At 67.3% G+C, this 25001-nt stretch carries 24 protein-coding genes; 16 read left to right on the forward strand and 8 right to left on the reverse strand.

All coding sequences use genetic code 11. From position 1 onward, the window contains the following. Nucleotides 1-6: 6 nt before the first annotated feature. The gene (fdxA, locus tag AC3WL8_RS11570) at nt 7-330 is read right to left on the reverse strand and encodes a ferredoxin FdxA (protein WP_010814656.1); all 324 of its coding nucleotides are present in this window, start codon (nt 328-330) and stop codon (nt 7-9) included. A 315-nt stretch (nt 331-645) separates the two neighbouring features. Here fdxA and AC3WL8_RS11575 point away from each other — a divergent pair, with 315 nt between their 5' ends. The 6 genes from AC3WL8_RS11575 (at nt 646) to AC3WL8_RS11600 (ending at nt 7360) form a co-directional block, all read left to right on the forward strand. Then, on the forward strand, nt 646-1218 hold the full coding sequence (locus AC3WL8_RS11575) for a hypothetical protein (protein ID WP_013957390.1): 573 nt from the start codon (nt 646-648) through the stop codon (nt 1216-1218). 75 nt (nt 1219-1293) lie between these two features. Then, a complete protein-coding gene (gene pncB / locus AC3WL8_RS11580) occupies nt 1294-2472 on the forward strand; it encodes a nicotinate phosphoribosyltransferase (RefSeq protein ID WP_492378285.1) in 1179 nt (392 codons plus the stop codon). 108 nt (nt 2473-2580) lie between these two features. Beyond that, nucleotides 2581-3267, forward strand: a complete 687-nt coding sequence (locus AC3WL8_RS11585) for a LutC/YkgG family protein (protein WP_013957388.1) — start codon at nt 2581-2583, stop codon at nt 3265-3267. Between the two features lie 156 nt (nt 3268-3423). Beyond that, nucleotides 3424-4848, forward strand: a complete 1425-nt coding sequence (locus AC3WL8_RS11590; protein ID WP_211979965.1) for a sodium:proton antiporter — start codon at nt 3424-3426, stop codon at nt 4846-4848. Nucleotides 4849-4852: 4 nt separating this feature from the next. Beyond that, nucleotides 4853-5848, forward strand: coding sequence for a 2-hydroxyacid dehydrogenase (locus tag AC3WL8_RS11595; RefSeq protein WP_013957386.1), 996 nt, complete (start codon nt 4853-4855; stop codon nt 5846-5848). 24 nt (nt 5849-5872) lie between these two features. Beyond that, complete coding sequence (locus AC3WL8_RS11600) at nt 5873-7360, forward strand: DNA recombination protein RmuC (protein WP_013957385.1); 1488 nt, start codon at nt 5873-5875, stop codon at nt 7358-7360. 80 nt (nt 7361-7440) lie between these two features. Here AC3WL8_RS11600 and AC3WL8_RS11605 read toward each other — a convergent pair whose 3' ends face one another. The 5 genes from AC3WL8_RS11605 to AC3WL8_RS11625 all read right to left on the reverse strand — a co-directional run bounded on the left by AC3WL8_RS11605 (nt 7441) and on the right by AC3WL8_RS11625 (nt 14291). Continuing rightward, nucleotides 7441-7722, reverse strand: coding sequence for a hypothetical protein (locus AC3WL8_RS11605; protein WP_010814663.1), 282 nt, complete (start codon nt 7720-7722; stop codon nt 7441-7443). 194 nt (nt 7723-7916) lie between these two features. Then, nucleotides 7917-9206, reverse strand: coding sequence for a molybdopterin molybdotransferase MoeA (gene moeA / locus AC3WL8_RS11610; protein WP_114132432.1), 1290 nt, complete (start codon nt 9204-9206; stop codon nt 7917-7919). A 6-nt stretch (nt 9207-9212) separates the two neighbouring features. Further along, entirely contained in the window at nt 9213-9812 is a 600-nt protein-coding gene (gene mobA, locus AC3WL8_RS11615; RefSeq protein ID WP_013957383.1) for a molybdenum cofactor guanylyltransferase MobA, read from the reverse strand. Nucleotides 9813-9832: 20 nt separating this feature from the next. Further along, nucleotides 9833-10957 (reverse strand): GTP 3',8-cyclase MoaA, encoded by a 1125-nt coding sequence (gene moaA / locus AC3WL8_RS11620; protein WP_211979963.1) that lies wholly within the window; start codon nt 10955-10957, stop codon nt 9833-9835. Nucleotides 10958-11177: 220 nt separating this feature from the next. Beyond that, nucleotides 11178-14291, reverse strand: coding sequence for an Rne/Rng family ribonuclease (locus AC3WL8_RS11625; RefSeq protein WP_492378286.1), 3114 nt, complete (start codon nt 14289-14291; stop codon nt 11178-11180). Nucleotides 14292-15084: 793 nt separating this feature from the next. Here AC3WL8_RS11625 and AC3WL8_RS11630 point away from each other — a divergent pair. The 4 genes from AC3WL8_RS11630 (at nt 15085) to AC3WL8_RS11645 (ending at nt 18434) form a co-directional block, all read left to right on the forward strand. Further along, nucleotides 15085-16089, forward strand: a complete 1005-nt coding sequence (locus AC3WL8_RS11630; RefSeq protein ID WP_013957380.1) for an RluA family pseudouridine synthase — start codon at nt 15085-15087, stop codon at nt 16087-16089. Nucleotides 16090-16119: 30 nt separating this feature from the next. Continuing rightward, nucleotides 16120-16779, forward strand: coding sequence for an HAD-IA family hydrolase (locus tag AC3WL8_RS11635; RefSeq protein WP_492378287.1), 660 nt, complete (start codon nt 16120-16122; stop codon nt 16777-16779). Further along, nucleotides 16772-17170, forward strand: a complete 399-nt coding sequence (locus AC3WL8_RS11640; RefSeq protein ID WP_013957378.1) for a Rieske (2Fe-2S) protein — start codon at nt 16772-16774, stop codon at nt 17168-17170. Before AC3WL8_RS11635 ends, AC3WL8_RS11640 begins: the two co-directional genes overlap by 8 nt. 79 nt (nt 17171-17249) lie before the next feature. Beyond that, entirely contained in the window at nt 17250-18434 is a 1185-nt protein-coding gene (locus tag AC3WL8_RS11645; protein WP_013957377.1) for a S49 family peptidase, read from the forward strand. Nucleotides 18435-18491: 57 nt separating this feature from the next. Here AC3WL8_RS11645 and AC3WL8_RS11650 read toward each other — a convergent pair whose 3' ends face one another. Both AC3WL8_RS11650 and AC3WL8_RS11655 read right to left on the reverse strand, forming a co-directional pair. After that, a complete protein-coding gene (locus tag AC3WL8_RS11650; RefSeq protein ID WP_492378288.1) occupies nt 18492-19223 on the reverse strand; it encodes an SAM-dependent methyltransferase in 732 nt (243 codons plus the stop codon). A gap of 16 nt (nt 19224-19239) precedes the next feature. Further along, the gene (locus tag AC3WL8_RS11655; protein ID WP_013957375.1) at nt 19240-19839 is read right to left on the reverse strand and encodes a Maf-like protein; all 600 of its coding nucleotides are present in this window, start codon (nt 19837-19839) and stop codon (nt 19240-19242) included. A gap of 206 nt (nt 19840-20045) precedes the next feature. Here AC3WL8_RS11655 and AC3WL8_RS11660 point away from each other — a divergent pair, with 206 nt between their 5' ends. The 6 genes from AC3WL8_RS11660 to fabG all read left to right on the forward strand — a co-directional run bounded on the left by AC3WL8_RS11660 (nt 20046) and on the right by fabG (nt 24993). After that, nucleotides 20046-20636, forward strand: coding sequence for a DUF177 domain-containing protein (locus tag AC3WL8_RS11660; RefSeq protein ID WP_013957374.1), 591 nt, complete (start codon nt 20046-20048; stop codon nt 20634-20636). A gap of 119 nt (nt 20637-20755) precedes the next feature. Continuing rightward, nucleotides 20756-20935 (forward strand): 50S ribosomal protein L32, encoded by a 180-nt coding sequence (gene rpmF, locus AC3WL8_RS11665; RefSeq protein WP_010814675.1) that lies wholly within the window; start codon nt 20756-20758, stop codon nt 20933-20935. Between the two features lie 166 nt (nt 20936-21101). Next, nucleotides 21102-22181, forward strand: coding sequence for a phosphate acyltransferase PlsX (gene plsX, locus AC3WL8_RS11670; protein WP_013957373.1), 1080 nt, complete (start codon nt 21102-21104; stop codon nt 22179-22181). Between the two features lie 52 nt (nt 22182-22233). Then, on the forward strand, nt 22234-23214 hold the full coding sequence (locus tag AC3WL8_RS11675; protein WP_013957372.1) for a beta-ketoacyl-ACP synthase III: 981 nt from the start codon (nt 22234-22236) through the stop codon (nt 23212-23214). A gap of 83 nt (nt 23215-23297) precedes the next feature. Continuing rightward, nucleotides 23298-24227: an ACP S-malonyltransferase gene (gene fabD / locus AC3WL8_RS11680; protein WP_013957371.1), complete on the forward strand. Its 930-nt coding sequence runs from the start codon at nt 23298-23300 to the stop codon at nt 24225-24227. Nucleotides 24228-24243: 16 nt separating this feature from the next. Next, nucleotides 24244-24993 (forward strand): 3-oxoacyl-ACP reductase FabG, encoded by a 750-nt coding sequence (fabG, locus tag AC3WL8_RS11685; protein ID WP_211979961.1) that lies wholly within the window; start codon nt 24244-24246, stop codon nt 24991-24993. The last annotated feature ends 8 nt before the right edge of the window (nt 24994-25001 follow it).

Genomic DNA, 25001 nt, shown 5'->3' on the forward strand with positions numbered 1-25001 from the left:
GTTCTGTCAGCGCTGCAGGTATTGCAGCTTGTCAGTGGCGTCCTTCCATTCCTCGGCCTCGGCCAGCGGGGCCTTGGTCTTGGTGATGGAGGGCCAGTTGCGGGCCAGTTCTGCGTTCAGGTCGATGAACTGCTGCTGGTCGCCCGGCACGTCTTCCTCGGCGTAAATGGCGTTCACCGGGCATTCGGCCACGCACACGGCGCAGTCGATGCACTCATCCGGGTCGATAGCCAGGAAGTTGGGGCCTTCGCGGAAACAATCGACCGGACACACGTCAACGCAGTCTGTGTAGCGGCAACGGATGCAGGATTCGGTGACAACGTGAGTCATTTCGGTTCCAAGAAAACAGGTCGGCTTTTAATGGGAAACTGTGGGGCCGCTTCTTGCCGGCGGACGCGCCGCTTCTACCGCATGGTGCCGCATGGCAGCATGGGCTGGACGAGCGCCGGCCGAGGCCTTTCGGAAAGCGATATTGTAGCCGAGGCTTCTGGCAAGAATAGCGGGTCTATATAGTCGGATCAGATAGTTTTCTTATTTCTTTATGTGGTTTTGATTTAACGCATGGCGGCCTGCTGGCATGTCGGCCCGCCAGCGGGCATGATGAAGGCCGCCAGCAGTCACTTGCATCCGTGCCGGGAGACCCGTATGCCACGCCAGCTTTGCCTTGCCAGCCATGCCAGCCTGCGGCGCAGTGCCGCGATGTGCCGGACCTTCGCGCCCATTGCTGTGCTGCTGACGGCATTTCTGGCGCCGATCGGGTCCGTTGCCGCCCAGACCCTGGTCCAGTCGCCGGGCATGGCCGACAGCGTGGTATCGCGCCTGGTGGCGTGGCGCGCGCGCACTGACGCGCCGGTCGCGCTGCCGGCGCTGACCGGGTTCGACTGGGACCACTTCAGCGTGACCGATTCGCCCGCGGGCGACGCCATCGCCCATTGCGGCCGGGCCGGCCTGATGCCGTGCGGGCCGCAGCTGCAGCCGCAGCCGGGCGACCGGGTGCAGGTGCTGCGCTTCGAGCGCGCCGGGGCGCAGGTCTACACCGAGCGCATCATGGCCGGCGACGGCGCCTTTGCCGAGCCGCTGCCGCAGCGGGTGCCGCGCGCCGCCGCCACGCTGGTGTCGTGCCCCGGCACAGACGGACGCCAGCTGTGGTGCCTGCAGGGCAAGGTAAAGGGCAGGGAGGCGCCGCGGCAGCCACAGCCCTTTCTCGATGGTGGTTGAGCGGCAAGAGTGGCCGGGCGCGGCCAGACTTCGGTTAGCATGATGTACTGACCCGGCATCGCCGTCTGGCCCGCTATGATCATCCCGTCCCTGCTCGACACCGACCTGTACAAATTCACGATGATGCAGGTGGTGCTGCATCAGTTCCCGCAGGCGCAAGTGGAATACCGCTTCAAGTGCCGCAACGCGGGCGTCGACCTGACGCCCTATATCGATGAGATCCGCACCGAGCTGGCACACCTGTGCCAACTGCGCTTCACCGACGACGAGCTCGCCTACCTGCGCGGCTTGCGCTTTATCAAGAGCGATTTCGTCGACTTCCTCGGCCTGTTCCACCTGAACGAGAAATATGTCTCGGTGCGGCCGTCCCCGCAGGGCAACGGCGAGATCGAGATCTCGATCATCGGCCCGTGGCTGCATACCATCCTGTTCGAAGTGCCGGTCCTGGCCATCGTCAACGAGGTCTATTTCCGCCGCACCCAGCCCAGGCCCGACCTGGCCGAAGGCCGCCGCCGGCTGGACCACAAGCTGGCCTTGCTGAAGACGCCCGAGTTGGCCGATTGCGTGATCGCCGACTACGGCACGCGCCGGCGCTTTTCGCGCGAATGGCAGGAAGAAGTGCTGCTGACCATGCGGCGCCTGCTGGGACGGCAGCTGGCCGGCACCAGCAACGTCCACTTTGCCCGCCTGCACAATATGGTGCCGCTGGGCACGATGGCGCATGAATACCTGCAGGCCTGCCAGGCCCTGGGCCCACGGCTGCGCGATTCGCAGGTGTACGCGCTGGAGCGCTGGGCGCGCGAGTACCGCGGCGACCTGGGCATCGCGCTGTCGGATACCTACGGCTTCGATGCCTTCCTGCGCGACTTCGACCTGTATTTCTGCAAGCTCTTCGACGGCGTGCGCCATGATTCCGGCGACCCGATGCTGTGGGGCGAGCGCATGGTCGCCCACTATGCCGCCAACCGCGTCGACCCGCGCACCAAGACGCTGATCTTCAGCGACAGTCTCGATATCCCGCGCGTGATCGAACTGTACGAGCGCTTCCATGGCCGCTGCCGGCTGGCCTTTGGCGTCGGCACCAACCTGACCAACGACCTCGGCTATACCCCGCTGCAGATCGTGATCAAGATGGTGCGCTGCAACGGGCAGCCGGTGGCCAAGCTGTCGGACACGCCGGAAAAGACCATGTGCGACGATCCCGGCTACCTGTCCTACCTGCGCCAGGTGTACTCGGTTCAGCCCGCGGCGTAGCAAAATTCAACACCTTGCGCCCGCCATCGCATGCTTTGCACGCGGCGGGCGCCACTATAATCGGCGCATCGCGCGTTCGCCGCGCTTTGCGACCCCCAGCCAGTCCTTATGGAAACCAACGACGCCCGCGACCGCATCTTTGCCCGCATCCGTGCTGCCCAGGGCAGGCCGACCCGGCCGAGCGCGGGTGAGCGCGAGGCCGTGGCCGACTACCTGTCGCGCCACCCGCAGGGCCCGCGCCCGGCGGTGGCGGCCGACCTGGCCGAGGCCTTCCTGGCCCAGGCGCAGCGCATGGCCTCGACCGTGGACCGCGTGGCGACGATGGACGAGGTGCCCGCCGCCACCGCGCGCTTCCTCGACAGCCTGAACCTGGTCCACCGTGCCGTGGCGTGGGACGCGCTGGGCCCGCTGCCGTGGCAGGCCGCGGGGCTGGCGGTGGAATGCCGCCCGCCGGTGCGCGAGGTCGAGGCCGACCACGATCATGGCGACCTGGTCGGCATTACCGGCTGCTTCTGCGCGATTGCCGAGACCGGCTCGCTGATGCTGCTGTCGGGCCCGGCCACCTTTGCCTCGGCCGCGCTGCTGCCCGAGACCCACGTGGCGGTGGTGCCGCGCTCGCGCATTGTCGCCGGCCTGGAAGACGCCTTTGCGCTGGTGCGCAGCGAGCGCGGCGAACTGCCGCGCGCCACCAATATCATCAGCGGGCCTTCCCGCACGGGCGATATCGAGCAGACCATCGTGCTCGGCGCCCATGGCCCATACCGCGTGCATGTGATCCTGGTCGACGAGGCCTGAAGCCGCGGCTTGCGCCGCACGGAATGCGATGCGCCGCTGATGCAGCAAGGCCTGCGCAAGAGGTGCATGAATTACACTTGCACGCTTGCCTGCGTGCCGCGGCTTCGTGCGGGCGGTGCGCCAATGAATGCTGCATTCCCGAGGAGATTCTGCCTGATGCGACGTGCCTCCGTGCTGTTGCCGCTGCTGGCCGCGCTGGCCGCCTTTCCCGCCGTCGGCCATGCCGCGGACCTTGACGGGGCGTCGCTGTCCTCGCTGTGGGGGCTGCCGTTCGCCGGCATCCTGCTGTCGATCGCGGTGTGGCCGCTGGTTGCGCCCAAGTTCTGGCACCACCACTATGGCAAGATCGCCGCGGGCTGGGGGTTGCTGTTCCTGCTGCCGTTCGCGGCAGCGTTCGGCACCCATGCGGCTGTGGCCAGCGCGGTGCACGCGCTGCTGGCGGAGTACATCCCGTTCATCGTTCTGATCGCCTCGCTGTATATCGTGGCCGGTGGCATCTGCGTGCGCGGCAACCTGCACGGCACGCCCGGGCTCAATACCGGCATCCTGGCGCTGGGCACGCTGCTGGCCAGCTTCATGGGCACCACCGGCGCGGCCATGCTGCTGATCCGGCCGCTGCTGCGTGCCAATGACAACCGCCGCCACGTGGCGCACGTGGTGGTGTTCTTTATCTTCCTGGTGGCCAATGCCGGCGGCTCGCTGACGCCGCTGGGCGATCCGCCGCTGTTCCTGGGCTTCCTGAAGGGCGTGGACTTCTTCTGGACCATGCGCAACATCTTCCCGGAGACGGTCTTTATTTGCGTGGTGCTGCTGGCGCTGTTCTACCTGCTCGACCGTCACTACTACCACAACAAGGAAGAGGAACTGCCGCCGCGCAGCGACCCCACGCCGGACTCGGGCGGCATCGCCATCGAAGGGAAGTTCAACTTCGTGCTGCTGCTGGCCGTGATCGGCCTGGTGCTGATGAGCGGGCTGTGGAAGCCGGGCATCTCGTTCGACATCCTGGGCACCGAGGTGCCGCTGCAGGCCGCGGTGCGCGATGCGCTCCTGGTGGTGGTGGCGGTAGTGTCGCTGCTGGTGACGCCGCAGACGGCGCGCGCCGGCAATGAATTCAACTGGGAGCCGATCCTGGAAGTCGGCAAGCTCTTTGCCGGCATCTTCCTGACCATCATTCCAGTCATCGCCATGCTCAAGGCCGGCACCGACGGCGCCTTCTCCGGCGTGATCCGCGCGGTCAGCGACAGCAACGGCCAGCCGGTCGACAGCATGTACTTCTGGGCCACCGGCCTGCTGTCCTCGTTCCTGGACAACGCGCCGACCTACCTGGTGTTCTTCAACACCGCCGGTGGCGACGCGGCCACGCTGATGACGCGCGATGCCTCGACGCTGGCCGCGATCTCGGCCGGGGCCGTGTTCATGGGCGCCAATACCTATATCGGCAATGCTCCCAACCTGATGGTCAAAGCCATTGCCGAGAACCGCGGCGTGCGCATGCCGAGCTTCTTCGGCTACATGCTGTACTCGGGCATCTTCCTGATGCCGCTGTTCGTCATCATGACCTTCCTTTTCTTCCGAGTTTGATGCCATGAAGCCGTCTGTCCTGGTCACCCGCGCCATCTATCCCGAAGTCATTGCGCACCTGGCGCAGTATTTCGATGTCGACGACAACCAGCAGGACGCGGTGCTGGACGCCGCCGCGCTGAAGGCGCGCCTGGCGGGCAAGGCCGGCGTGCTGGCCAACGCTGCCGACCGCATCGACGGCGACGTGGTCGCCGGGCTGCCGGCGCTGCGTGCGGTGTGCAATATGGCGGTCGGCTACAACAACCTGGACGTGCCGGCGCTGACAGCCGCCGGCATCGTCGCCACCAATACGCCGGACGTGCTGACCGAAACAACCGCCGACTTCGGCTGGGCCCTGCTGATGGCCACCGCGCGCCGCGTGACCGAGGCCGAGCACTACCTGCGCGCCGGCAAGTGGCAGCGCTGGAGCTACGACATGCTGGTCGGCATGGACCTGTACGGCAGCACGCTGGGCATCCTCGGCATGGGCCGCATCGGCCAGGCGCTGGCGCGCCGCGCGAGCGGGTTTGGCATGAGCGTGCTGTACCACAACCGCAGCCAGCTGCCGGCGGACACCGAGCGCGCGCTCAACGCGCGCTATGTCAGCAAGGAAGACCTTTTGCGCCAGTCCGACCACCTGCTGCTGGTGCTGCCCTATGGCCCGCAGAGCCACCATGCCATCGGCGCGGCCGAGTTGGCGCTGATGAAGCCGACCGCGACGCTGGTGAACCTGGCGCGCGGCGGCATCGTCGACGACGCCGCGCTGGCGCAGGCGCTACGTGACAAGCGCATCTTCGGCGCCGGCCTGGATGTGTTCGAGGGCGAGCCCGGTGTTCATCCGGACCTGCTGACGGTGCCCAACGTCGTGCTCACGCCGCATATCGCCAGCGCGTCCGAGAAGACCCGCCGTGCGATGGCGATGCTGGCCGCCGACAACCTGATCGCCGCGCTCGACCAGGGCCCGCAGGCCGGCCATCCGTCCACCGTGATCAACCCCGACGTCATGTCGCGGCGCCGCTAAGCCTGCCATCCACCTGTTTCCTGCATGACCCTGATTCCGTTCCTGACGCTGGCCGTGGCGCTGCTCGCGGTCGCCCTGCTGGTTATCGTACTGCTGCGCCAGCAGGCTGCCTCGCCGGGGGCCGAGCTTGGCCGGCAACTGACCGACATGCGCGCGGAAAGCGCGCGCGGCATGGAGCGGCTGGAGCGCGAGGTGCGCACCGAAGTGGCCGGGGCCGCGCGCGGCAACCGCGACGAGTCGGCGCAGCAGATGCTGCGCTTCCAGCAGGCGCTGTCGTCGCAGCTGACCGGCATCGCCACGCTGCAGAACAACCAGATCGACACCTTCGCGCAGCAACTGGCCAAGCTGACCGAGACCAATACCCAGCAGCTCGAGCAGGTGCGCCAGCACATGATGCTGCAGGGCCAGCAGGCGCGCGACGAGCAGGCCGGCACGCTGCGCCGCTTCGGCGACGGGCTGCAGCAGCAGCTGGCGCAGATGTCCGAAGCCAACGAGCGGCGCCTGGCCGAAGTGCGCGCCACGCTGGAGAAGAAGCTGCAGGACATCGAGGCCAACAACGCCGCCAAGCTGGAGGAAATGCGCCGCACCGTCGACGAGAAGCTGCACGCCACGCTGGAGCAGCGCCTGGGCGAATCCTTCCGGCTGGTGTCGGACCGGCTCGAGCAGGTGCACCGCGGCCTGGGCGAGATGCAGGTGCTGGCGCAGGGCGTGGGCGACCTGAAGAAGGTGCTGACCAATGTGAAGTCGCGTGGCACCTGGGGCGAAGTCCAGCTGGAAATGCTGCTGGAGCAGATGCTGACGCCGGAGCAGTACGGCAAGAATGTCGAGACCGTGCGCAACTCGGGCGCGCGGGTGGAGTTCGCCATCCGGCTGCCGGGCAAGGCGGCGGGTGGCGACAATGCGCCGGTCTGGCTGCCGGTCGACGCCAAGTTTCCCAAGGAACAGTACGAGCGCCTGGTGGACGCGCAGGAGCGGGGCGACCCGGACGGCGTGCTCGCTTTCGGCCGCGAACTGGAAGTGGCCCTGCGGCGCGAGGCCCAGACCATCGCCGAGAAATACCTGTCGCCGCCCCAGACCACGGATTTCGCCATCCTGTTCCTGCCGACCGAGGGTTTGTATGCTGAAGTGCTGCGGCGCCCGGGCCTGACCGACCTGCTGCAGCGCGACTACCGCGTGACCGTGGCCGGGCCGACCACGCTGACCGCGCTGCTGAACAGCCTGCAGATGGGCTTCCGCACGCTGGCGCTGGAAAAGCGTTCAAGCGAGGTGTGGGAGGTGCTGGGCGCGGTCAAGACCGAGTTCGGCAAGTTTGGCGACGTGCTGGCCAAGACGCGCGATACGCTGGAACGCGCCGCGCGCAATATCGAGCAGGCTGAAGTGCGCACGCGCCAGATGGCGCGCAAGCTGCGCACGGTGGAAGCGCTGCCGGGCGAGGCCGCGCAGCAGGTGCTTGGCCTCAATGCCGCAGAAGCGGCGGACGCGCCGGAGGCCGCCGAAGACAACGGCGGCTGAACGCGCGGCAGGGAAGGCTCAGGGCAAGCCCCCGAAGGGGGCTGCCGGATTTGCTGCCGGCCTGGGCGCCGGCGCGCGGCTCAGCGCTCGTCTTCGGGCGCCAGTTCGCGCACGTGGACTTCAATGCCGCCGAAACGGGCGGCCACCCAGTTGTAGGCCTTGCAGGCCAGCCACAGCAGGCCGAAACCGATCAGCGCATTCAGGATGATTGCGCTGAAGACCGTGATGGCGGGCAGGTCACCGTAGCGGACGAAGGTGACAAACAGGCCCAGCGACACGATCGGCAGCGAGAAGCACAGGTAGACCAGCACCAGCGCGCGGGCGGTCTTGACGGGGTGGAGGTAGGCGATCTCCTGATTCATGACGGGGGATACTCGAATGGTTCTGAATCGTGCGCCAAGTGTAGCGATTGGTCGATGCCAAGCATAGCCCGCCGTCGGCGGGGGCAGGCGAAAGCCCCGTGCCGGCAGTGCTACGGCCGCAAATGTGCGGCACAAAAACGACACATTGCTACCGGCGTGTGGCAAGCGCTTGCGTGCAGCTCCTGCCGGTCCGGCTAGACCAGTCCGTCGAACAGCATCACCTCGACCGCATCGCCGGCCTTGACCGAGTCTTGTTCGTGGCCGAGCACGATAAAGCAGTTGGCCTCGCTCATCGAGCGCAGCACGCCCGAGCCCTGCTGGCCGGTAATGCGCACTTCCCACTGGCCGTCGCCGGCGCGCGCCAGGATGCCGCGCTGGTACTCGGTGCGGCCGGGCTTCTTGCGGATGGCTTGCGCGCTGCGCACGCGCAGCAGTGGTAGCGGTGCCACGCTGGCGCCCATCAGCCGCTGCAGCGCGGCGCGCACGAAGTGGTAGAAGGTCACCATCACCGCCACCGGGTTGCCCGGCAGCCCGAACAGCAGCGCGTCGCGGCCGTTGGAATTGATGCGGCCGAAGGCCATCGGCCGGCCCGGGCGCATCGCGATCTTCCAGAACGTGACATCACCCAGGCGCGCCATGATCTGCTTGGTGTAGTCGGCCTCGCCGACCGAGACGCCACCGGAGGTGATGACCGCGTCGGCGGTCTCGCAGGCGGTGCGGAAGGCGGCTTCGAGCGCGTCGGGGTCGTCGCGCACCACGCCCATGTCGAGCAGGTCGACGTTCATCCGGCGCAGCATGCCGTGCAGCGTGTAGCGGTTGGAGTCGTAGACGCAGCCGGGATCGAGCGGCTCGCCGATCGAGCGCAGCTCGTCGCCGGTGGAGAAGAACGCCACGCGCAGGCGCCGGCGCACGCGCACCTCGGCCACGCCCAGCGAGGCCAGCAGGCCCAGGTCGGCGGGTTGGAGGATGCGCCCGGCCTGCAGCGCGGCCTGGCCGCGCGCCAGGTCTTCGCCGCGCAGGCGCCGGTTGTCGCCGGTGCGCACGCAGTCGGCGGCAAAGCGGATGCGCGCGCCGTCGTCCACGGCTTCCACGAATTCCTGCGGCACCACGGTGTCGCAGCCGGCCGGCATCACCGCGCCGGTCATGATGCGCACCGCCTGCGCCGCCGTGGGCGCCAGCGCGCCGGCACCTCCGGCGAAGGCGCTGCCGATGACTTCCAGCTCGACTGTGGCGGTCTGCGCGGCAGCCAGCGCGGCGCCCTGGAAGGCATAGCCGTCCATCGCCGAGTTGTCATGCGCCGGCACGTCGATGGCCGATACGATGTCCTCGGCCAGCACGCGGTCCAGGGCGCTGCGGATCGGCAACTGCTCGACGCCGCGCACCGGCTCGACCACCTCGCCGATGATGCGGTTGGCCTGGTCCACCGGCAGGGCGGCGGGGTCGTAGTCGGAAAGGCAGGAGATGACGGATTGCAGGGTGGGCATGGTGGCTCAGCGCGTTTCGTGCGTGCGCAGTTCGTCCAGGGTGTTGATATTGGCAAAGGCCGCGGCGTCGTCGAACAGCACTTCGGCCAGCCGGTGCGAGGCGGCCCAGGTCTCGATCTTGCGGCCGCCGCCGGAAAGATAAGCCACCAGGCTGTCGAGCGCACTGACCGGCATCAGGCAGAACACAGGTTGGGTCTGGCGCCGGCCGTCCTGGTCCAGCGTGACGGGGATCGCCAGGTCCGCGCCTTCGGTCTCGATTGCCTGCGCCAGGCGTGCCACCAGGTCGGTCGGCAAGAACGGCGAATCGCAGGGCGCGGTCACCATCCACGGCGTGGCGCATTGCTCCAGGCCGGCCAGCATCCCCGCGAGCGGGCCGGCGAAGTCGGGCACGGAATCGGTGTAGACCGGCACGCCGAAGGACTCATAGGCGGCGAGGTTGCGGTTGGCATTGATCATCAGCCCGCCCACCTGGGGGGTAAGGCGCATCATCGTGTGCATGGCCATCGGCGTGCCGTGCAGCGGCTGCAGGCCCTTGTCGGTGCCGCCCATGCGGCTGCCCCTGCCGCCTGCGAGGATCAGGCCGGTGATGTCGTCGCGTGCAATCATGGATTGTGTGTGCGGCGGGGTCAGCCGCCGATATAGGACATCTCGATCTTGCGCTCGGCACGCTTGGCGCGCACCGTCGGGTCGCTGCGCTGCTCGGAATAATTGTCGGTGCGGCCCTGCCACACCTGCGCAATCGCATTGGAGATTTCCAGGTCGCTGTAGCCGCCGCGCAGCAGCGCGCGCAGGTCGAAGCCCTCGGTCGCGAACAGGCACAGGTAGAGCCGGCCTTCGGTGGACAGCCGGATGCGGCTGCAGTCGCCGCAGAAGGCGTGGGTGACGCTGGAGATCACGCCGATCTCGCCGCTGCCGTCGCGGTAGCGCCAGCGTTCGGCGGTTTCGCCGGAGTAGTTGGCCTGCACCGGTTCGAGCGGAAATTCCGCATCGATGCGCTTCACCACCTCGGAGGACGGCAGCACTTCATCCATCTGCCAGTGGTTGCTGGCGCCCACGTCCATGAACTCGATAAAGCGCAGGATGATGCCGCTGTGGCGGAAGTGGCGCGCCATCGGCACGATTTCCTGGTCGTTGGTGCCGTGCTTGACCACCATGTTGACCTTGATCGGCGCCAGTCCCACGGCCTGCGCGGTCTCGATGCCGTGCAGCACGTCGGCGACGGCGAAGTCCACGTCGTTCATGCGGCGGAAGGTGGCGTCGTCGATCGCGTCCAGGCTGACGCTGACGCGCGTCAGTCCGGCGTCGCGCAGCGCGCGCGCCTTGCGCGCCAGTAGCGAGGCGTTGGTGGTGAGCGTCAGGTCCAGCGGCTTGCCCGAGACGGTCTCGATCTTCGCCAGCATCTCCACCAGGTGCTCGATGTTCTTGCGCAGCAGCGGCTCGCCGCCGGTCAGGCGGATCTTCTCGACGCCGTGGGCGACGAACAGGCGCGCGGTGCGCTCGATCTCCTCGAAGCTCAGCAACTCGGAATGCGGCAGGAAGGTGTAGTCCTTGTCGAAGACTTCCTTCGGCATGCAGTAGACGCAGCGGAAGTTGCAGCGGTCCGTCACCGAGATGCGCAGGTCATGCAGCGGCCGGCCGCGGGTGTCTGCCACCAGGCCGGTGGGGGCAGCCAGCTTGCCGGGAATGCTGGGCGTCATCGAGCGGTAGCGATGGTCGCGCAGGTCGAAAATCGGAATGACGGATTCGGTCATGGCCTGTGGGTGGGCACGGCGTCCGGGGAGCGGCATGGCGGCGTGGCCAAATCAGGGGCGCTCGAGGGCCGGATGCCTTCTGCTGCCATTCTAGCCGAGGCGGGGGCGGGGCACCCGCATCCCCCGGTGATGGCGGGGATTCATCCGGCCGGCTGCCCATGAAAAAAGGGGACGGCGTGGCCGTCCCCTTCTTGCTTTGGCTGCGGTGCAGCGGCAATGCTTACTGCTGCGATGCCATCTCCACTTCGCGGCCACCGGTTTCCACCAGGATCATCGGGCCGTGGGGCAGCGGCGGCAGCGCCTTGCGCTCGCGCTGCACGCGCGGGGCGGGCGCCATGCGGGCGGCGGCTTCCTGGGCCGAACGCAGCTTGTCGCTGTCGGTATGGACCCATTGCAGGCCGGCGGTGGCCAGCATCGGTTCCAGGTTCTCCAGTGCTGCCGGGGTGGCCGACGCCGCCGGTGCGGCCGGCGCTGCAGCAACCACCGGGGCTGCAGGGGCGGACACCTCGGCCGGTGCGGCTTCGGCCACAGGGGCGGCGACCGGTGCAGCGGCAGGTGCCGGCACGACCGGAGCCGCTTCGACGGCCACGCTTGCGGTGGTTTCGACGATCGCTTCGGCGGCAACGGCTTCTGTGACGGCAACGGCTACCGGGGCAGCTTGCTGGGGCACGGGCTCGGCAGCCGGCGCGGTCAGCGGGGCGGCCTCGGCGACCGGCGCGGGCGCCACGTCTTCCGGCACGGCGATGCGGATCGCTTCGACGGCCTCGGCTGCGGCGGCCACGGCCACGGCAGCTTGCGGTGCGGGCTCGGCCGGCACGGCGGCTTCAGCGCGCACCGGGGCAACGCCTTCGGCAGCGGCGGCTTCTTCGTCGCCTTCGCCTTCACCTTCACCCTGCGCACCTTGCGCCGACTCGTCGCGCTCACGGCGATAGCGGTTGCGGCCACGGCGGTTGCGGCGACGGCGCTCTTCGCCCTCAGCGGTCTCGGCGGCGCTCTCGGCACCTTCCGGCAGCTCGGCGCGGACGGCTTGCGTCTCTTCGGTCACGGCCTGGGGCAGCACGCCCAGGGCCTGGGCGGCGGCGATGGCTTCCGGCTGCGGTGCTTCACCGGCTTCGGCTTCTCGCAGTTCACTGCGTTCGCGCTGGCGTTCACGCTGGCGCTCGCGGCGTTCCTGGTTGCGGTCGCGGCGGCCTTCCTGACGGCCCTCCACGCGTTCGCCCTGGGCACGCTCGGCTTGCACGGCCTCGCCCTGGCGGGCCAGGGCCGGGGTGGCCTGGCCTTCACCTTGCTGGCGCGGCTGGCGGCCCTGGCGTTCGCCACGGCCCTCGCGTTGCTCGCCGCGCTCGGCACCCTGGCGCTCACCACGTTCCGCGCGCTCGGCACGGTCGCCGCGCTGGCCACGGCCCTGGCGCTCGCCACGCTCACCACGTTCCGTGCGCTCACCACGTTCGGCGCGGTCGCCACGCTCACCACGCTGGCCGCGGCCTTCGCCGCGCTGGCCGCGCTCGCGCCGGCCTTCGGCGCTACGGGTCTCGGTTGCAGCTGCCGGCTTGGCCGGCTCCACCACCGGCGGGGTCGCCGGACGGGCACCGAACAGGCCCTTCAGCCAGGCGATAAAGCCGCCGCTGACCACCGGCTGGGTGGCCGGCACGGGCGGGGCGACCGGGGCTTCCGGCTTGGGCGCGCGCTCGGGGCGCGGCACCGATACCGGCGCCGGCTGTTCCGGGGTGATGCCCTTGACCGCGGCTTCCTGGCGCGGCTTGGCTTCTTCCTTGCGGCGGCTGCTGTAGCTGGTGTCGGCTTCCAGTTCCTTGGCGGCAGCCTCGGCCATGCGGTAGCTGGCGGTGCTCTCTTCCAGGCGCGGGTCGTCGTGGCGCAGGCGCTCCAGCTTGTAGTGCGGCGTTTCCAGGTGCTTGTTGGGGATCAGCAGCACATTGACCTTGAAGCGCAGCTCGATCAGGTTGATTTCCTGGCGCTTCTCGTTCAGCAGGAAGGCGGCTACCTCCACCGGCACCTGGCAGTGGATGGCGGCGGTGTTTTCCTTCATCGCCTCTTCCTGAATGATGCGCAGCACCTGCAGGGCGGACGATTCGGTATCGCGGATATGGCCGGTGCCGTTGCAGCGCGGGCAAGTGATGTGCGAGCCCTCCGACAGCGACGGACGCAGGCGCTGGCGCGACAGCTCCATCAGGCCGAAGCGGCTGATCTTGCCCATCTGCACGCGCGCGCGGTCGTGGCGCAGCGCGTCCTTCAGGCGCGTTTCCACGTCCTTCTGGGCCTTGCCCGACTCCATGTCGATGAAGTCGATCACGATCAGGCCGCCCAGGTCGCGCAGGCGCAGCTGGCGGGCGATCTCGTCGGCGGCCTCGAGGTTGGTGCGCAGCGCGGTTTCCTCGATGTCGGCGCCCTTGGTGGCGCGGGCCGAGTTCACGTCCACGGAGACCAGCGCCTCGGTGTGGTCGATCACGATGGCGCCGCCAGAGGGCAGCATCACCATGCGCGAGTAGGCCGACTCGATCTGGTGTTCGATCTGGAAGCGCGAGAAGAGCGGCACGTCGTCCCGGTACTTCTTCACGCGGTTCATGTTGTCAGGCATCACCACGCTCATGAAGGCGCGGGCCTGTTCGTAGATCTCGTCGGTATCGATCAGGATCTCGCCGATATCCGGCTGGAAGTAATCGCGGATGGCGCGGATGACCAGGCTCGATTCCAGGTAGATCAGCAGCGGAGCCTTGTTGTCGCCGGCGGCGCCGTCGATGGCCTTCCACAGTTGCAGCAGGTAGTTCAGGTCCCACTGCAGTTCCTCGGCCGAGCGGCCGATGCCGGCGGTCCGGGCGATGATGCTCATGCCTTCCGGCACGGTCAGCTGCGCCATGGTTTCACGCAGTTCCTGCCGGTCCTCGCCCTCGATGCGGCGCGACACTCCGCCGCCGCGCGGGTTGTTGGGCATCAGCACCAGGTAGCGGCCGGCCAGCGAGATAAAGGTGGTCAGGGCCGCGCCCTTGTTGCCGCGCTCTTCCTTCTCGACCTGGACGATCAGTTCCTGGCCTTCATGCAGGGCATCCTGGATGCGCGCGTTGCGCACGTCGATGCCTTCCTTGAAGAAGGCGCGGGCTACTTCCTTGAACGGCAGGAAGCCGTGGCGCTCTTCGCCGTAGTTGACGAAGCAGGCTTCCAGCGAGGGTTCGATGCGGGTGATGACACCCTTGTAGATGTTGCCCTTGCGCTGTTCGCGCCCGGCAGTCTCGATGTCGATATCGATCAGTTTCTGACCGTCGACAATGGCGACGCGCAATTCTTCCTGTTGCGTCGCGTTGAACAGCATGCGTTTCATCGCAATACCTCACTCCAGTGTCGCGGGTGGCACCGTCTGGGCGGTGTCCGCGGCGATCTATGGAGCACGCGAGGGAGCGAGCGAGGCGCGAGAATTGCCGGAAAGCGCCGCTGCGCGGGATAGGCGAGCGGCTGGGCGCGGGTGAAAGAGAGCGATGACGTCGGGGTAACGTCCGCGGGGCAGGAGAGAACACCGGAGGCTGCTCTTGCGCAGACATCCGGCGCGTTCCCGTGCCGGAGGCGATGCTGAACGCCGGCGCAACCGGCGCCGGCGGCATCGCGGCCGGCCGCGGAAGGCCTAGACGCGTCAAAGAGCAAATTTTTCGGACACGGCATGGTTGCCGTTGCTGCCTGACTGCTCCTGGCGGGCGCACCTACTACTTCTTGGAATTCTGCGACCGGGCGCCGGTATTTCCAGTCAGGCGGCAGGCTAACCTGCCGGCCGGCACCGTTTCCCGGTGCGGGCAGGACTTCTCTCACCGAAGCGGATGCCGGCAGTGGCATCCGCCTTTAAATTCTGTTTTACCTGAACACTCAGTTCCCACGTCACCGCCTGCCTCGCCGAAGCCTCCTTTGGGCGACTTCCTGCATGCCGGCGGCACCGTGCGTGCTGCTTCTTACTGCCATTTGCCCGTCTGGCGCTTGGCGGAACGCAAAGTTGCGGGAGACGGGCGGGGTTGGCGGCAACCCCAAGTGTAGAATGCGAAAAATCCAAGAAAACTCGAAGATCAATCGCTTACACAGGTCTTGCGCTGCCGGCCACAAGCCGGGACAGCGAGGAAATTATATTGAAAATGAATGAGTTACGCCATCAAATTGAAAAGGCTGCCGAAGCTGCGCCGGCCAGCCCACAGGTGGCGTATGTCACGATTGACGAAGGCTCGGAAGGTCAGCGCATTGACAACTTCCTGCTGAAGGTGGCCAAGGGCGTGCCCAAGAGCCATATCTACCGGGTGCTGCGTTCGGGTGAAGTTCGCGTCAATAAGGGCCGGATCGATGCCACTTATCGCCTGCAGTCGGGTGATGTCGTGCGCATTCCGCCAATGCGGGTGGCGAATTCGGCGCAATCGGACAATGCCCAGCATGTGCCAGCGGGCGAATTCCCGGTGCTGTTTGAGGACGCCCAGCTGCTGGTGATCAACAAGCCGGCCGGCGTGGCCGTGCACGGCGGCTCGGGCGTGGCCTTCGGTGTGATCGAGCAATTGCGCCGGTCCCGGCCCCAGGCCAAGTTCCTGGAACTGGTGCACCGGCTCGATCGCGAGACCTCCGGCATCCTGGTGCTGGCCAAGAAGCGCTCGGCGTTGGTCCACCTGCACGAGCAGATTCGCGGCAGCGCGATGGACAAGCGCTATTTCGCCTGCGTGGCCGGCGAATTCCCGAACGCGCGCCAGCATGTGAAGCTGCCTCTATATAAGTACAGCACGCCGGACGGCGAGCGCCGGGTGCGGGTGCAGGCCGACGGGCTGGCCTCGCACACCGTGTTCAACCGGGTCGAGGCCTTCCAGGGCTTCACCCTGCTGGAGGCCGAGCTGAAGACTGGCCGTACCCACCAGATCCGCGTTCACCTGGCCCACTCGGGCTTCCCGATTGTCGGGGACGAAAAATATGGCGACTTCTCGCTGAACAAGGCGCTGGCGCGTTCCGGTGCCAAGCCGGGCCTCAAACGCATGTTCCTGCACGCCCACCGGCTGGTGTTTATCCACCCGGCCACGGGCGAGCCGCTGGCGGTGGAAGCGCCGCTGCCCGACGAGTGCGTCGGATTCCTGCAACAATTGCGTGAACTGCATGCCCCGGAGTAGGGTAGTGCATCAAACGCCACAAGGACTTCCATGGCCAGGCAACAATTTGACCTGATCGTTTTCGACTGGGACGGGACGCTGATGGACTCGACCCCGACCATCGCCAAGTGCATCCAGCTTGCCAGCCGCGACCTGGGCCTGCCGGTGCCGGATGACAGGGCCGCCAGCCACGTGATCGGGCTGGGCCTGAAGGATGCGCTGTCTTACGCGGTGCCGACGCTGGACCCCGCCGACTACCCGCGCCTGGCCGAACGCTACCGCTACCACTTCCTCGCTCGCGACGCCGACCTGGTGCTGTTCGACGGCGTGCGCGAAATGCTGGAGACCCTGCGCGGCGAACACTATTTTCTTGGCGTGGCCACCGGCAAGACCCGCGTCGGCTTGCAGCGCGCGCTGGCCGCGAGCGGCCTGACCCGCCTGTTCGACGCCACGCGCTGTGCCGACGAAACCTTCTCCAAGCCACACCCGGCCATGCTGCACGAGCTGACCCGCGAGCTGGGCCAGGACGTGGAGCGCACGGTGATGGTCGGCGACACCACCCATGACCTGCAGATGGCGGCCAATGCCGGCGCCAAGGGGATTGGCGTGTGCTATGGTGCACATCCCGCAGATTCGCTGCGCGCGATGGCGCCGCTGCATTGCGCGACCTCCATCCCCGACCTGACCGACTGGCTGCTTGCCCATGCCTGAGGCAGCGGCCGGCCAGGCACCGGTGCGGCTGTGCGCTGCCGCGGACCTGGAGGAAGGCGGCCTGGGCGTGCGCTTCTCGGTGGCGCTGGACCAGCGCGAGATCGGCGCCTTCGTGGTGCGTTTCGACGGCGCCGCGCACGGTTACCTGAACCAGTGCGCCCATGTGCCGATGGAGCTGGACTGGCAGGAAGGCCGGTTCTTCGATACCTCAGGCCTATACTTGATGTGCGCCACACATGGCGCGGTTTATGCGCCGGACAGCGGCGAGTGCGTCGGCGGTCCCTGCCGCGGTGCATCGCTGGCCAAGCTGCGCATCGAGGAGCGCGACGGCCACGTCTACTGGTTGCCGGAAGCGCCATACCGGATCGCTGCGCGCATGGACGGTGCCTGAATGACGGGTAGGGCCGGCGGTCGGGCCGGCCGTTGTATTTCCAGGCCTGGGTTGCCAGGCGTTTCCACGAGCGATTTGCATGACAGAACAACAGAAGCCGCCATCGGGTGAATCGGGTCAGCCGGACGAGCACAAGCCAGCCGGCGAGGGTGAGCCGCGCGAAGGGGCGCCCCAGGCGGAGTCCGAGCGCCTGGTCACCGCACCGCGCGCCGACTACCCACTGGAAGACGAATTGCGCGCCGGCGACGACGCGGCAAGGCGTGAAGCGCGCGAGCGCGAGGCGCGCATGGCCGGTGCCACCGCGGGGCCCCCGGTTGGCAGCGGCACCGGCTGGGAGCGCGATCTGCTGGAAAAAGTGCTGACCGCATCGCTGCGCGAGCAGCGCGCGGCACGGCGCTGGCGCATCTTCTTCCGATTTGTCGGGCTGGCGTTGCTGGGGCTGCTCCTGGTCGCGGTGTTCGACTTCAAGGGCGATGGCACCATCGGCACCGGGGGCCGCCATACGGCCATGGTCACGCTGGAGGGCGAGATCGCCGCGGGCACCCCGGCCAGCGCGGAGTCGATCAATGCCTCGCTGCAGGCGGCGTTTGCTGACAGCAATGCCGCCGGCGTGATCCTGAAGATCAACTCGCCGGGCGGATCGCCGGTGCAGGCGGGCATCATCAACGATGAGATCCAGCGGCTGCGCAAGCTTCATCCGTCCAAGCCGTTCTATGTGGTGGTGGAAGAGATCTGCGCCTCGGGCGGCTATTACGTGGCCGCGGCGGCCGACAAGATCTATGTCGACAAGGCCAGCATCGTGGGCTCGATCGGCGTCCTGATGGATGGTTTTGGCTTTACCGGGCTGATGGACAAGCTGGGCGTGGAGCGCCGGCTGTACACCTCGGGCGCCAACAAGGGCATGCTGGACCCGTTCTCGCCGCAGGTGCCCAAGCAGAAGGCCTTTGCTGAAGCCATGCTCAAGCAGATCCACCAGCAGTTCATCGACGTGGTCAAGGAAGGGCGCGGCGACCGGCTCAAGGATGATCCGGAGCTGTTCTCCGGCCTGTTCTGGTCGGGTGAGCGCGCCATAGAGCTGGGCCTGGCCGACGGGCTGGGTAGTGCCGACTATGTCGCGCGCGATGTGCTCAAGGCCGCGGACATCGTCGACTACACCGTCAAGGAAAACATCGCCGAGCGCGTGGCCAAGCGCTTTGGCGCGGCAGTGGGCTCAGCGGCGATGAAGACCATGCTGTGGAGCAACCGCATGCAGGGCATGCACTGAGCCTGGATGGTGCTGCGGCAATGACAAAGGGGGCGTTCGCGCCCCCTTTGTCATTGCTTACATGGCCAGTAGCGAGAAGATCGCCGGGCGCTTGTGCAGGTCGATCCGCTCGGGACGCCAGTCTGACAGCGGCAGCGTGACGATGGTCTCGCCCGGCAGGGTCAGGTCCACGGCCACGGACAGCAGCGTGGTGCCGGCGCAGTGCTGGCGCATGGCTTCCAGCAGCGCCGCATTGCGGTAGGGCGTTTCGATGAACACCTGGGTCTGGCTGGACTTGCGCGAGCGCTGCTCCAGCTCACGCAGGCGCTGCGCGCGCTCGCCGGCATCGACCGGCAGGTAGCCGTTGAAGGCAAAGCTCTGGCCGTTCAGGCCCGAGCCCATCACCGCCAGCAGGATCGAGCTGGGCCCGACCAGCGGCCGCACGCGGATGTGGCGCGCATGGGCCAGCCGTACCAGGTCGGCGCCGGGGTCGGCCACCGCCGGCACGCCGGCCTCGGACAGTAGGCCGCCGTCTCGGCCGGCTTCGAGCGGGACAAGTAGCGCGGCCAGGGCGTCGGCGCGCGTGTTGACGTTCAGCTCGCGGATCTCGATCTGCTGGATCGGGCGCGCCAGCGGCGTGGTCTCGCCCAGCTTCTTCAGGAAGGCGCGCGCGGTCTTGGCGTTCTCGGCGACGAGGTAATCGAGGTTGGCCGCGACCTGCTGCACGCCGGCCGGGATCACGTCGGCCAGTGGGTCGGCTTCGTCGCGCTTGCCGAGGGTATTGGGGATCAGGTAAAGAGTGCCGCTCATCGTGGGCTCGTGCGGGTCATGCGGAAAGAAGAGGGTAGCCGGCCTGGCGCAGCATGCCGGTCAGCGCGATCAGCGGCAGGCCGACCAGTGCGGTCGGGTCGTCCGACTCGACGCGTTCCAGCAGCGTGATGCCCAGGCCTTCGGACTTGGCGCTGCCGGCCACGTCGTAGGGGCGCTCCAGCTGCAGGTAGGTTTCGATTTCAGCGTCGGTCAGGTCGCGCATGGTCACGCGGGTCTGCACGTCGGCCAACTGCACGGTGCCGGTGCGTGCGTCCAGCAGGCACAGGGCCGAGTGGAAGGTGGCGGTGCGCCCGCGCATGCGGCGCAGTTGCGCCACGGCTTTCTCGTGCGTGCCGGGCTTGCCCATCTGTTCGCCGTCCAGGGTCAGCACCTGGTCCGAGCCGATCACCAGCACGCCCGGATGGCGTGCGGCAATGGCTTCGGCCTTGCGCTGTGACAGGCGCAGCGCGGTGGCTTCGGGCGCTTCGCCGGCAAGCGGTGTTTCGTCGATGTCGGGCACGGCCACCTCGAACGGAATGCGCAGGCGCGCCAGCAATTCGCGGCGGTAGGGCGAGCCGGAGCCAAGGATCAGGCTTGGGCGGGGGTCTGGGGACATAAGTAATGGAATCGGAACAGGAAGCGAAACAGTAAAAGGTGCGGCCCGCGTTGCAAGACCTTTGACCTCGGCACGGTTTACGTCGTACAATCGCGCGTTTAGCCGCATCCGCACCCGGGCGCAGTGCCGCCAATGTGTGCGGCCCGTAGTCCGACAGGCGTGGAATGTGGTGAACCAGTCATTGTATAGCGACCGGAGCCACGCACATGACCCAGCCGATTGACCTGCGCGCGCTTGATCTCTTCGCCTTGTGCCGGAAGGGTGAAAGCCTGGCCGGCGACGTGGCGGTGCGGGATTTGCCGCGCATCTTAGCCGAGACCGCCGCGCAAGCGCCAGCCTCGGCACCCGATGAGACGTTTGCCTATACGGCCACTGGCTTCATGCGTGAAGAGGCGGCCGAGCCGGGCGCCCCGGTGGCGCGGCGGCTGTTTCTCGACGTGACCGTGCAGGGCCGGATATGGCTGGATTGCCAGCGCTGCCTGGCCCCCTATGCCGAGCCGATCGATACGGCAACGCGTTTCGAGGTGGTGGAGAGCGAGGAAGCGGCCGACGCCGCGCCGATGGACGACGACGAAGTCGACGTGATCGCCGGCTCGAAGCATTTCTCGCTGCTGGACCTGATTGAAGATGAAGTGCTGCTGGCGTTGCCGGTGGCCCCCAAGCATGACGTCTGCCCGACGGTGCACGAAAGCCTCGTGACCGGTTCGGACGGCGAGGCGCAGCCAGAGGCTGAGCCTGAGGAAGAAAAGCGACCTTCGCCCTTTGCGGCGCTGGCCGGCCTGAAGACCAAGCATTGATGCCGCCGACAGGCGGTGCGCAAGGTCTTGCAGGTGAATCTGAAGCATCCGGCCGGGCCCCGGCTACGCCTTGGGCGGGATGCGTGTGTTAATATTGAAAAATTCTCGAAGGAGTCATCATGGCTGTTCAACAGAACAAGAAGTCGCCGTCCAAGCGCGGCATGCACCGTTCGCACGATCACCTGTCGGCCGCGCCGCTGGCAGTTGAGCCGACCACCGGCGAAACCCACCTGCGTCACCACGTCAGCCCGAACGGCTACTACCGTGGCCGCAAGGTCATCAAGACCAAGAACGACTGATAGCTTCGTTCGGCGTGACGTTGCGTCTCGCTCGCGCATGCCTGTAGGTCGGACACTAAAAGTGTCAGAGACAAAAAAGCGGCAAGATCGTTGCCGCTTTTTTGTTGGGCGCTCGGATTTCCCGCCGGGCGTGGCGTGCGCCGCCGCGCTATCCGTACCAGGAACAATGACGATCAAAATCGCTATCGACTGCATGGGCGGCGATCACGGAGTCTCCGTGACGGTGCCTGCGGCGATCAGTTTTCTATCCCGCCACGACGACGCCGAGATGGTGCTGGTCGGCTTGCCCGACCCCATCCGGACGCAGCTGAAGAAGCTTCACGCGCTGGACCATCCGCGCGTGACTATCGTCGAGGCCACCGAGGTCATCACCATGGATGACCCGGTCGAGGTGGCGCTGCGCAAGAAGAGGGATTCCTCGATGCGCGTCGCCGTCACGCAGGTCAAGGAAGGCCTGGCCGGTGCCTGCATTTCCGCCGGCAATACCGGCGCGCTGATGGCGGTGTCGCGCTATGTGCTTAAGACGCTCGAAGGCATCGAGCGGCCGGCCATCGCCACCACCATCCCGAACGAGCAAGGCTGGGGCACCACTGTGCTGGACCTGGGCGCCAATGCCGACTGCGAGCCCGAGCACCTGCTGCAGTTCGCGCGCATGGCCGAAGCCATGGTGGCCGTGGTCGACCACAAGGACCACCCCACGGTGGGCCTGCTGAACATCGGCGAGGAAGTCATCAAGGGCAATGAGGTGGTCAAGCGTGCGGGTGAACTGCTGCGCGCCTCGGAGCTGAACTTCTACGGCAACGTGGAAGGCAACGACATCTTCAAGGGCACTACCGACATCGTGGTCTGCGACGGCTTTGTCGGCAACGTGGCACTCAAGAGCACCGAGGGCCTGGCCAAGATGATCGGCAGTATGATCAAGGAAGAATTCACCCGCTCGTGGTTCACCAAGCTGCTGGCCGCAGTCGCCATGCCGGTGCTGTCGCGCCTGGCCAGGCGGCTTGACCCGGCGCGCTACAACGGCGCCTCGCTGCTTGGGCTGCGCGGGCTGGTGATCAAGAGCCACGGCTCGGCCGATGCCCATTCTTTTGAGTGGGCCATCAAACGCGGGTATGATGCCGCCAAGAATGGCGTGATCGCCCGCATTACCCGGGCTTTTGCCGATAAATCCAGCGCCGCAGGCGCTGCACAGCCCGCCCCGGAGACAGAGGTGCCTGGCGCGCATCCCAGCCCCCACGTCGCCTGAGCGCCACGCGCGCCGGTCGAGGGTGCCTGCGGGCCATACGATCCGACAAAACATGACCAAGTACGCAAAAATCATCGGTACCGGGAGCTACCTGCCTCCGCGGCGCGTGACCAACCATGACCTGGCCGCGCAGCTTGCCGAAAAGGGCATCGAGACCAGCGACGACTGGATCGTCTCGCGCAGCGGCATTTCGGCACGCCACTGGGCCGAGCCGGATGTGACCAGCAGCGATCTCGCGGTCAAGGCTGCCGAGCAGGCCATCGAGGCTGCCGGCATCGACCGCCAGAGCATCGACCTGATCATCGTCGCCACCTCGACGCCGGACTTTGTGTTCCCCAGCACGGCCTGCATCGTGCAGGAAAAGCTGGGTATCACCAACCACTGCCCGGCCTTCGACCTGCAGGCGGTGTGCTCGGGCTTCGTGTACGCGCTGGCCACGGCCGACAAGTTCATCCGCAGCGGCTCGCACCGCAACGTGCTGGTGATCGGCACCGAGGTGTTCTCGCGCATCCTGGACTTCAACGACCGCACCACCTGCGTGCTGTTCGGCGACGGTGCCGGCGCCGTGCTGCTGTCGGCCTCCGAGGAGCCGGGGATCCTGTCCACCGCGATGCACTCGGACGGCAGGCATGTCGATATCCTGTGCGTGCCGGGCAACGTCGCCGGCGGCAACATCACCGGCAACCCGTTCCTGCACATGGACGGCCAGGCTGTGTTCAAGCTGGCTGTGAATGTGCTGGACAAGGTCGCGCGCGAAGCCATGGAGGCTGCCAGCCTGACGCCGGACCAGGTTGACTGGCTGATTCCGCACCAGGCCAATATCCGCATCATGCAGGGCACGGCGAAGAAGCTGGGCCTGCCGGCGGAGCGCATGGTCGCCACCGTGCATGAGCACGGCAACACCTCGGCCGCGTCGATCCCGCTGGCGCTGGACGTCGCGGTGCGCGACGGCCGCATCCGCCCGGGCCAGACCGTGCTGATGGAAGGCGTGGGCGGCGGCTTCACCTGGGGCGCGGTGCTGCTGCGCATGTGATTCGCGGCCGGTGCCATGGCATGCCGCGCATGCAGGACATGCCGCGGCGCCGGCCACCCGTTTCTTGTTAGGGTTCCATTCCGATGAAATTCGCTTTCGTATTTCCCGGCCAGGGTTCGCAGTCGGTCGGCATGCTCAATGCCTTCGCCGATAACGCCGTGGTGCGCGCTACCGTGGAAGAAGCCTCGGCCGCGCTCGGCCAGGACCTCGGTCGCCTGATCGCCGAAGGCCCCGCCGAAGAGCTGAACCTGACCACCAACACGCAGCCGGTGATGCTGACCGCCGCCGTGGCGGTCTACCGTGCCTGGCTGGACGCCGGTGGCCCGGCGCCGGCGCTGGTTGCCGGCCACAGCCTGGGCGAGTACTCGGCGCTGGTGGCTGCGGGCGTGATCCCGTTTGCCGATGCGGTGCCGCTGGTGCGCTTCCGCGCGCAAGCCATGCAGGAAGCCGTGCCGGTGGGCGAGGGCGCCATGGCCGCGATCCTGGGCCTGTCCGATGACGACGTGCGCGCCGCTTGCGCCGAGGCATCGGCCGCGGGCGTGGTCGAGGCCGTGAACTTCAACGCGCCGTCGCAGGTGGTGATCGCCGGCCACAAGGCCGCGGTCGAGAAGGCCTGCGAAATCGCCAAGGGCAAGGGCGCCAAGCGCGCGCTGCCGCTGCCGGTGTCGGCGCCGTTCCACTCGTCGCTGCTCAAGCCCGCTTCTGACCGCCTGCGCGAGCGCATGGCCGGCCTGGCTTTCTCGGCGCCGTCGATCCCGCTGGTGAACAACGTCGACGTCGCCATCGTCAATGATCCGGACGCGATCAAGGACGCCCTGGTGCGCCAGGCCGCAGCGCCGGTGCGCTGGGTCGAGTGCGTGCAGAAGATGGCCGCCGAAGGCATCACGCACGTGATCGAATGCGGCCCCGGCAAGGTGCTGGCCGGCATGACCAAGCGCATCGACGGCAACCTGACCGGCGGCGCGATCTTCGATCCGGCCTCGCTGCAAGACACGCTGGCGCTGCTGAAGTAAGCAAGAGGACATCCGCATGACCAAACTTCTCGACAACCAGGTTGCGCTGGTCACTGGCGCCTCGCGCGGCATCGGCCGCGCCATCGCGCTGGAACTGGCCCGCCAGGGCGCCACCGTGATCGGCACCGCCACCAGCGAAGCCGGCGCGGCCGGCATCACCGATTACCTCGGCGTCGATGGCCTGAAGGGCAAGGGCGCCGTGCTCAACGTCAATGACGCGGCCGCTTGCGACGCGCTCATCGACGAGATCGTCAAGACCCACGGCGGCATCGGCGTGCTGGTCAACAATGCCGGCATCACGCAGGACCAGCTGGCGATGCGCATGAAGGACGAGGACTGGCTGGCCGTGATTCAGACCAACCTGACCTCGGTGTTCCGCCTGTCGCGCGCGGTGCTGCGCCCGATGATGAAGGCCCGCCAGGGCCGCATCATCAATATCACTTCGGTGGTGGGCTCGGTCGGCAACCCCGGCCAGATGAACTACTCTGCTGCCAAGGCGGGCGTGGCGGGCATGACCCGCTCGCTGGCCGCGGAAATCGGCAGCCGCAACGTGACCGTGAACTGTGTCGCGCCGGGCTTTATCGACACCGACATGACCAAGGCGCTGTCCGAAGAGCAGCATGCTTCTCTCAAGACACAGATCCCGCTGGGTCGCCTTGGCCAGCCGGAGGATATCGCCAACGCGGTGGCCTTCCTGGCTGGTCCGCAAGCCGCTTACATTACCGGCACTACGCTGCATGTGAACGGCGGGATGTACATGAACTAATGGGTTTT

It is taken from the genome of Cupriavidus sp. FW305-F7 (genome assembly GCF_058782875.1).

Excerpts from the sequence above, each read along its gene's own strand:
- AC3WL8_RS11640 (WP_013957378.1), top strand. The coding sequence starts at position 16,772 with ATGCCTGAGGCAGCGGCCGGCCAGGCACCGGTGCGGCTGTGCGCTGCC.
- AC3WL8_RS11635 (WP_492378287.1), top strand. The coding sequence starts at position 16,120 with ATGGCCAGGCAACAATTTGACCTGATCGTTTTCGACTGGGACGGGACG.
- AC3WL8_RS11675 (WP_013957372.1), top strand. The coding sequence starts at position 22,234 with ATGACCAAGTACGCAAAAATCATCGGTACCGGGAGCTACCTGCCTCCG.
- AC3WL8_RS11660 (WP_013957374.1), top strand. The coding sequence starts at position 20,046 with ATGACCCAGCCGATTGACCTGCGCGCGCTTGATCTCTTCGCCTTGTGC.
- AC3WL8_RS11645 (WP_013957377.1), top strand. The coding sequence starts at position 17,250 with ATGACAGAACAACAGAAGCCGCCATCGGGTGAATCGGGTCAGCCGGAC.
- AC3WL8_RS11605 (WP_010814663.1), bottom strand. The coding sequence starts at position 7,722 with ATGAATCAGGAGATCGCCTACCTCCACCCCGTCAAGACCGCCCGCGCG.
- AC3WL8_RS11630 (WP_013957380.1), top strand. The coding sequence starts at position 15,085 with ATGAATGAGTTACGCCATCAAATTGAAAAGGCTGCCGAAGCTGCGCCG.
- AC3WL8_RS11655 (WP_013957375.1), bottom strand. The coding sequence starts at position 19,839 with ATGTCCCCAGACCCCCGCCCAAGCCTGATCCTTGGCTCCGGCTCGCCC.
- pncB (WP_492378285.1), top strand. The coding sequence starts at position 1,294 with ATGATCATCCCGTCCCTGCTCGACACCGACCTGTACAAATTCACGATG.
- AC3WL8_RS11625 (WP_492378286.1), bottom strand. The coding sequence starts at position 14,291 with ATGAAACGCATGCTGTTCAACGCGACGCAACAGGAAGAATTGCGCGTC.
- mobA (WP_013957383.1), bottom strand. The coding sequence starts at position 9,812 with ATGATTGCACGCGACGACATCACCGGCCTGATCCTCGCAGGCGGCAGG.
- AC3WL8_RS11600 (WP_013957385.1), top strand. The coding sequence starts at position 5,873 with ATGACCCTGATTCCGTTCCTGACGCTGGCCGTGGCGCTGCTCGCGGTC.
- AC3WL8_RS11575 (WP_013957390.1), top strand. The coding sequence starts at position 646 with ATGCCACGCCAGCTTTGCCTTGCCAGCCATGCCAGCCTGCGGCGCAGT.
- AC3WL8_RS11590 (WP_211979965.1), top strand. The coding sequence starts at position 3,424 with ATGCGACGTGCCTCCGTGCTGTTGCCGCTGCTGGCCGCGCTGGCCGCC.
- AC3WL8_RS11585 (WP_013957388.1), top strand. The coding sequence starts at position 2,581 with ATGGAAACCAACGACGCCCGCGACCGCATCTTTGCCCGCATCCGTGCT.
- rpmF (WP_010814675.1), top strand. The coding sequence starts at position 20,756 with ATGGCTGTTCAACAGAACAAGAAGTCGCCGTCCAAGCGCGGCATGCAC.
- fabD (WP_013957371.1), top strand. The coding sequence starts at position 23,298 with ATGAAATTCGCTTTCGTATTTCCCGGCCAGGGTTCGCAGTCGGTCGGC.
- moeA (WP_114132432.1), bottom strand. The coding sequence starts at position 9,206 with ATGCCCACCCTGCAATCCGTCATCTCCTGCCTTTCCGACTACGACCCC.
- AC3WL8_RS11595 (WP_013957386.1), top strand. The coding sequence starts at position 4,853 with ATGAAGCCGTCTGTCCTGGTCACCCGCGCCATCTATCCCGAAGTCATT.
- plsX (WP_013957373.1), top strand. The coding sequence starts at position 21,102 with ATGACGATCAAAATCGCTATCGACTGCATGGGCGGCGATCACGGAGTC.
- fdxA (WP_010814656.1), bottom strand. The coding sequence starts at position 330 with ATGACTCACGTTGTCACCGAATCCTGCATCCGTTGCCGCTACACAGAC.
- fabG (WP_211979961.1), top strand. The coding sequence starts at position 24,244 with ATGACCAAACTTCTCGACAACCAGGTTGCGCTGGTCACTGGCGCCTCG.
- moaA (WP_211979963.1), bottom strand. The coding sequence starts at position 10,957 with ATGACCGAATCCGTCATTCCGATTTTCGACCTGCGCGACCATCGCTAC.
- AC3WL8_RS11650 (WP_492378288.1), bottom strand. The coding sequence starts at position 19,223 with ATGAGCGGCACTCTTTACCTGATCCCCAATACCCTCGGCAAGCGCGAC.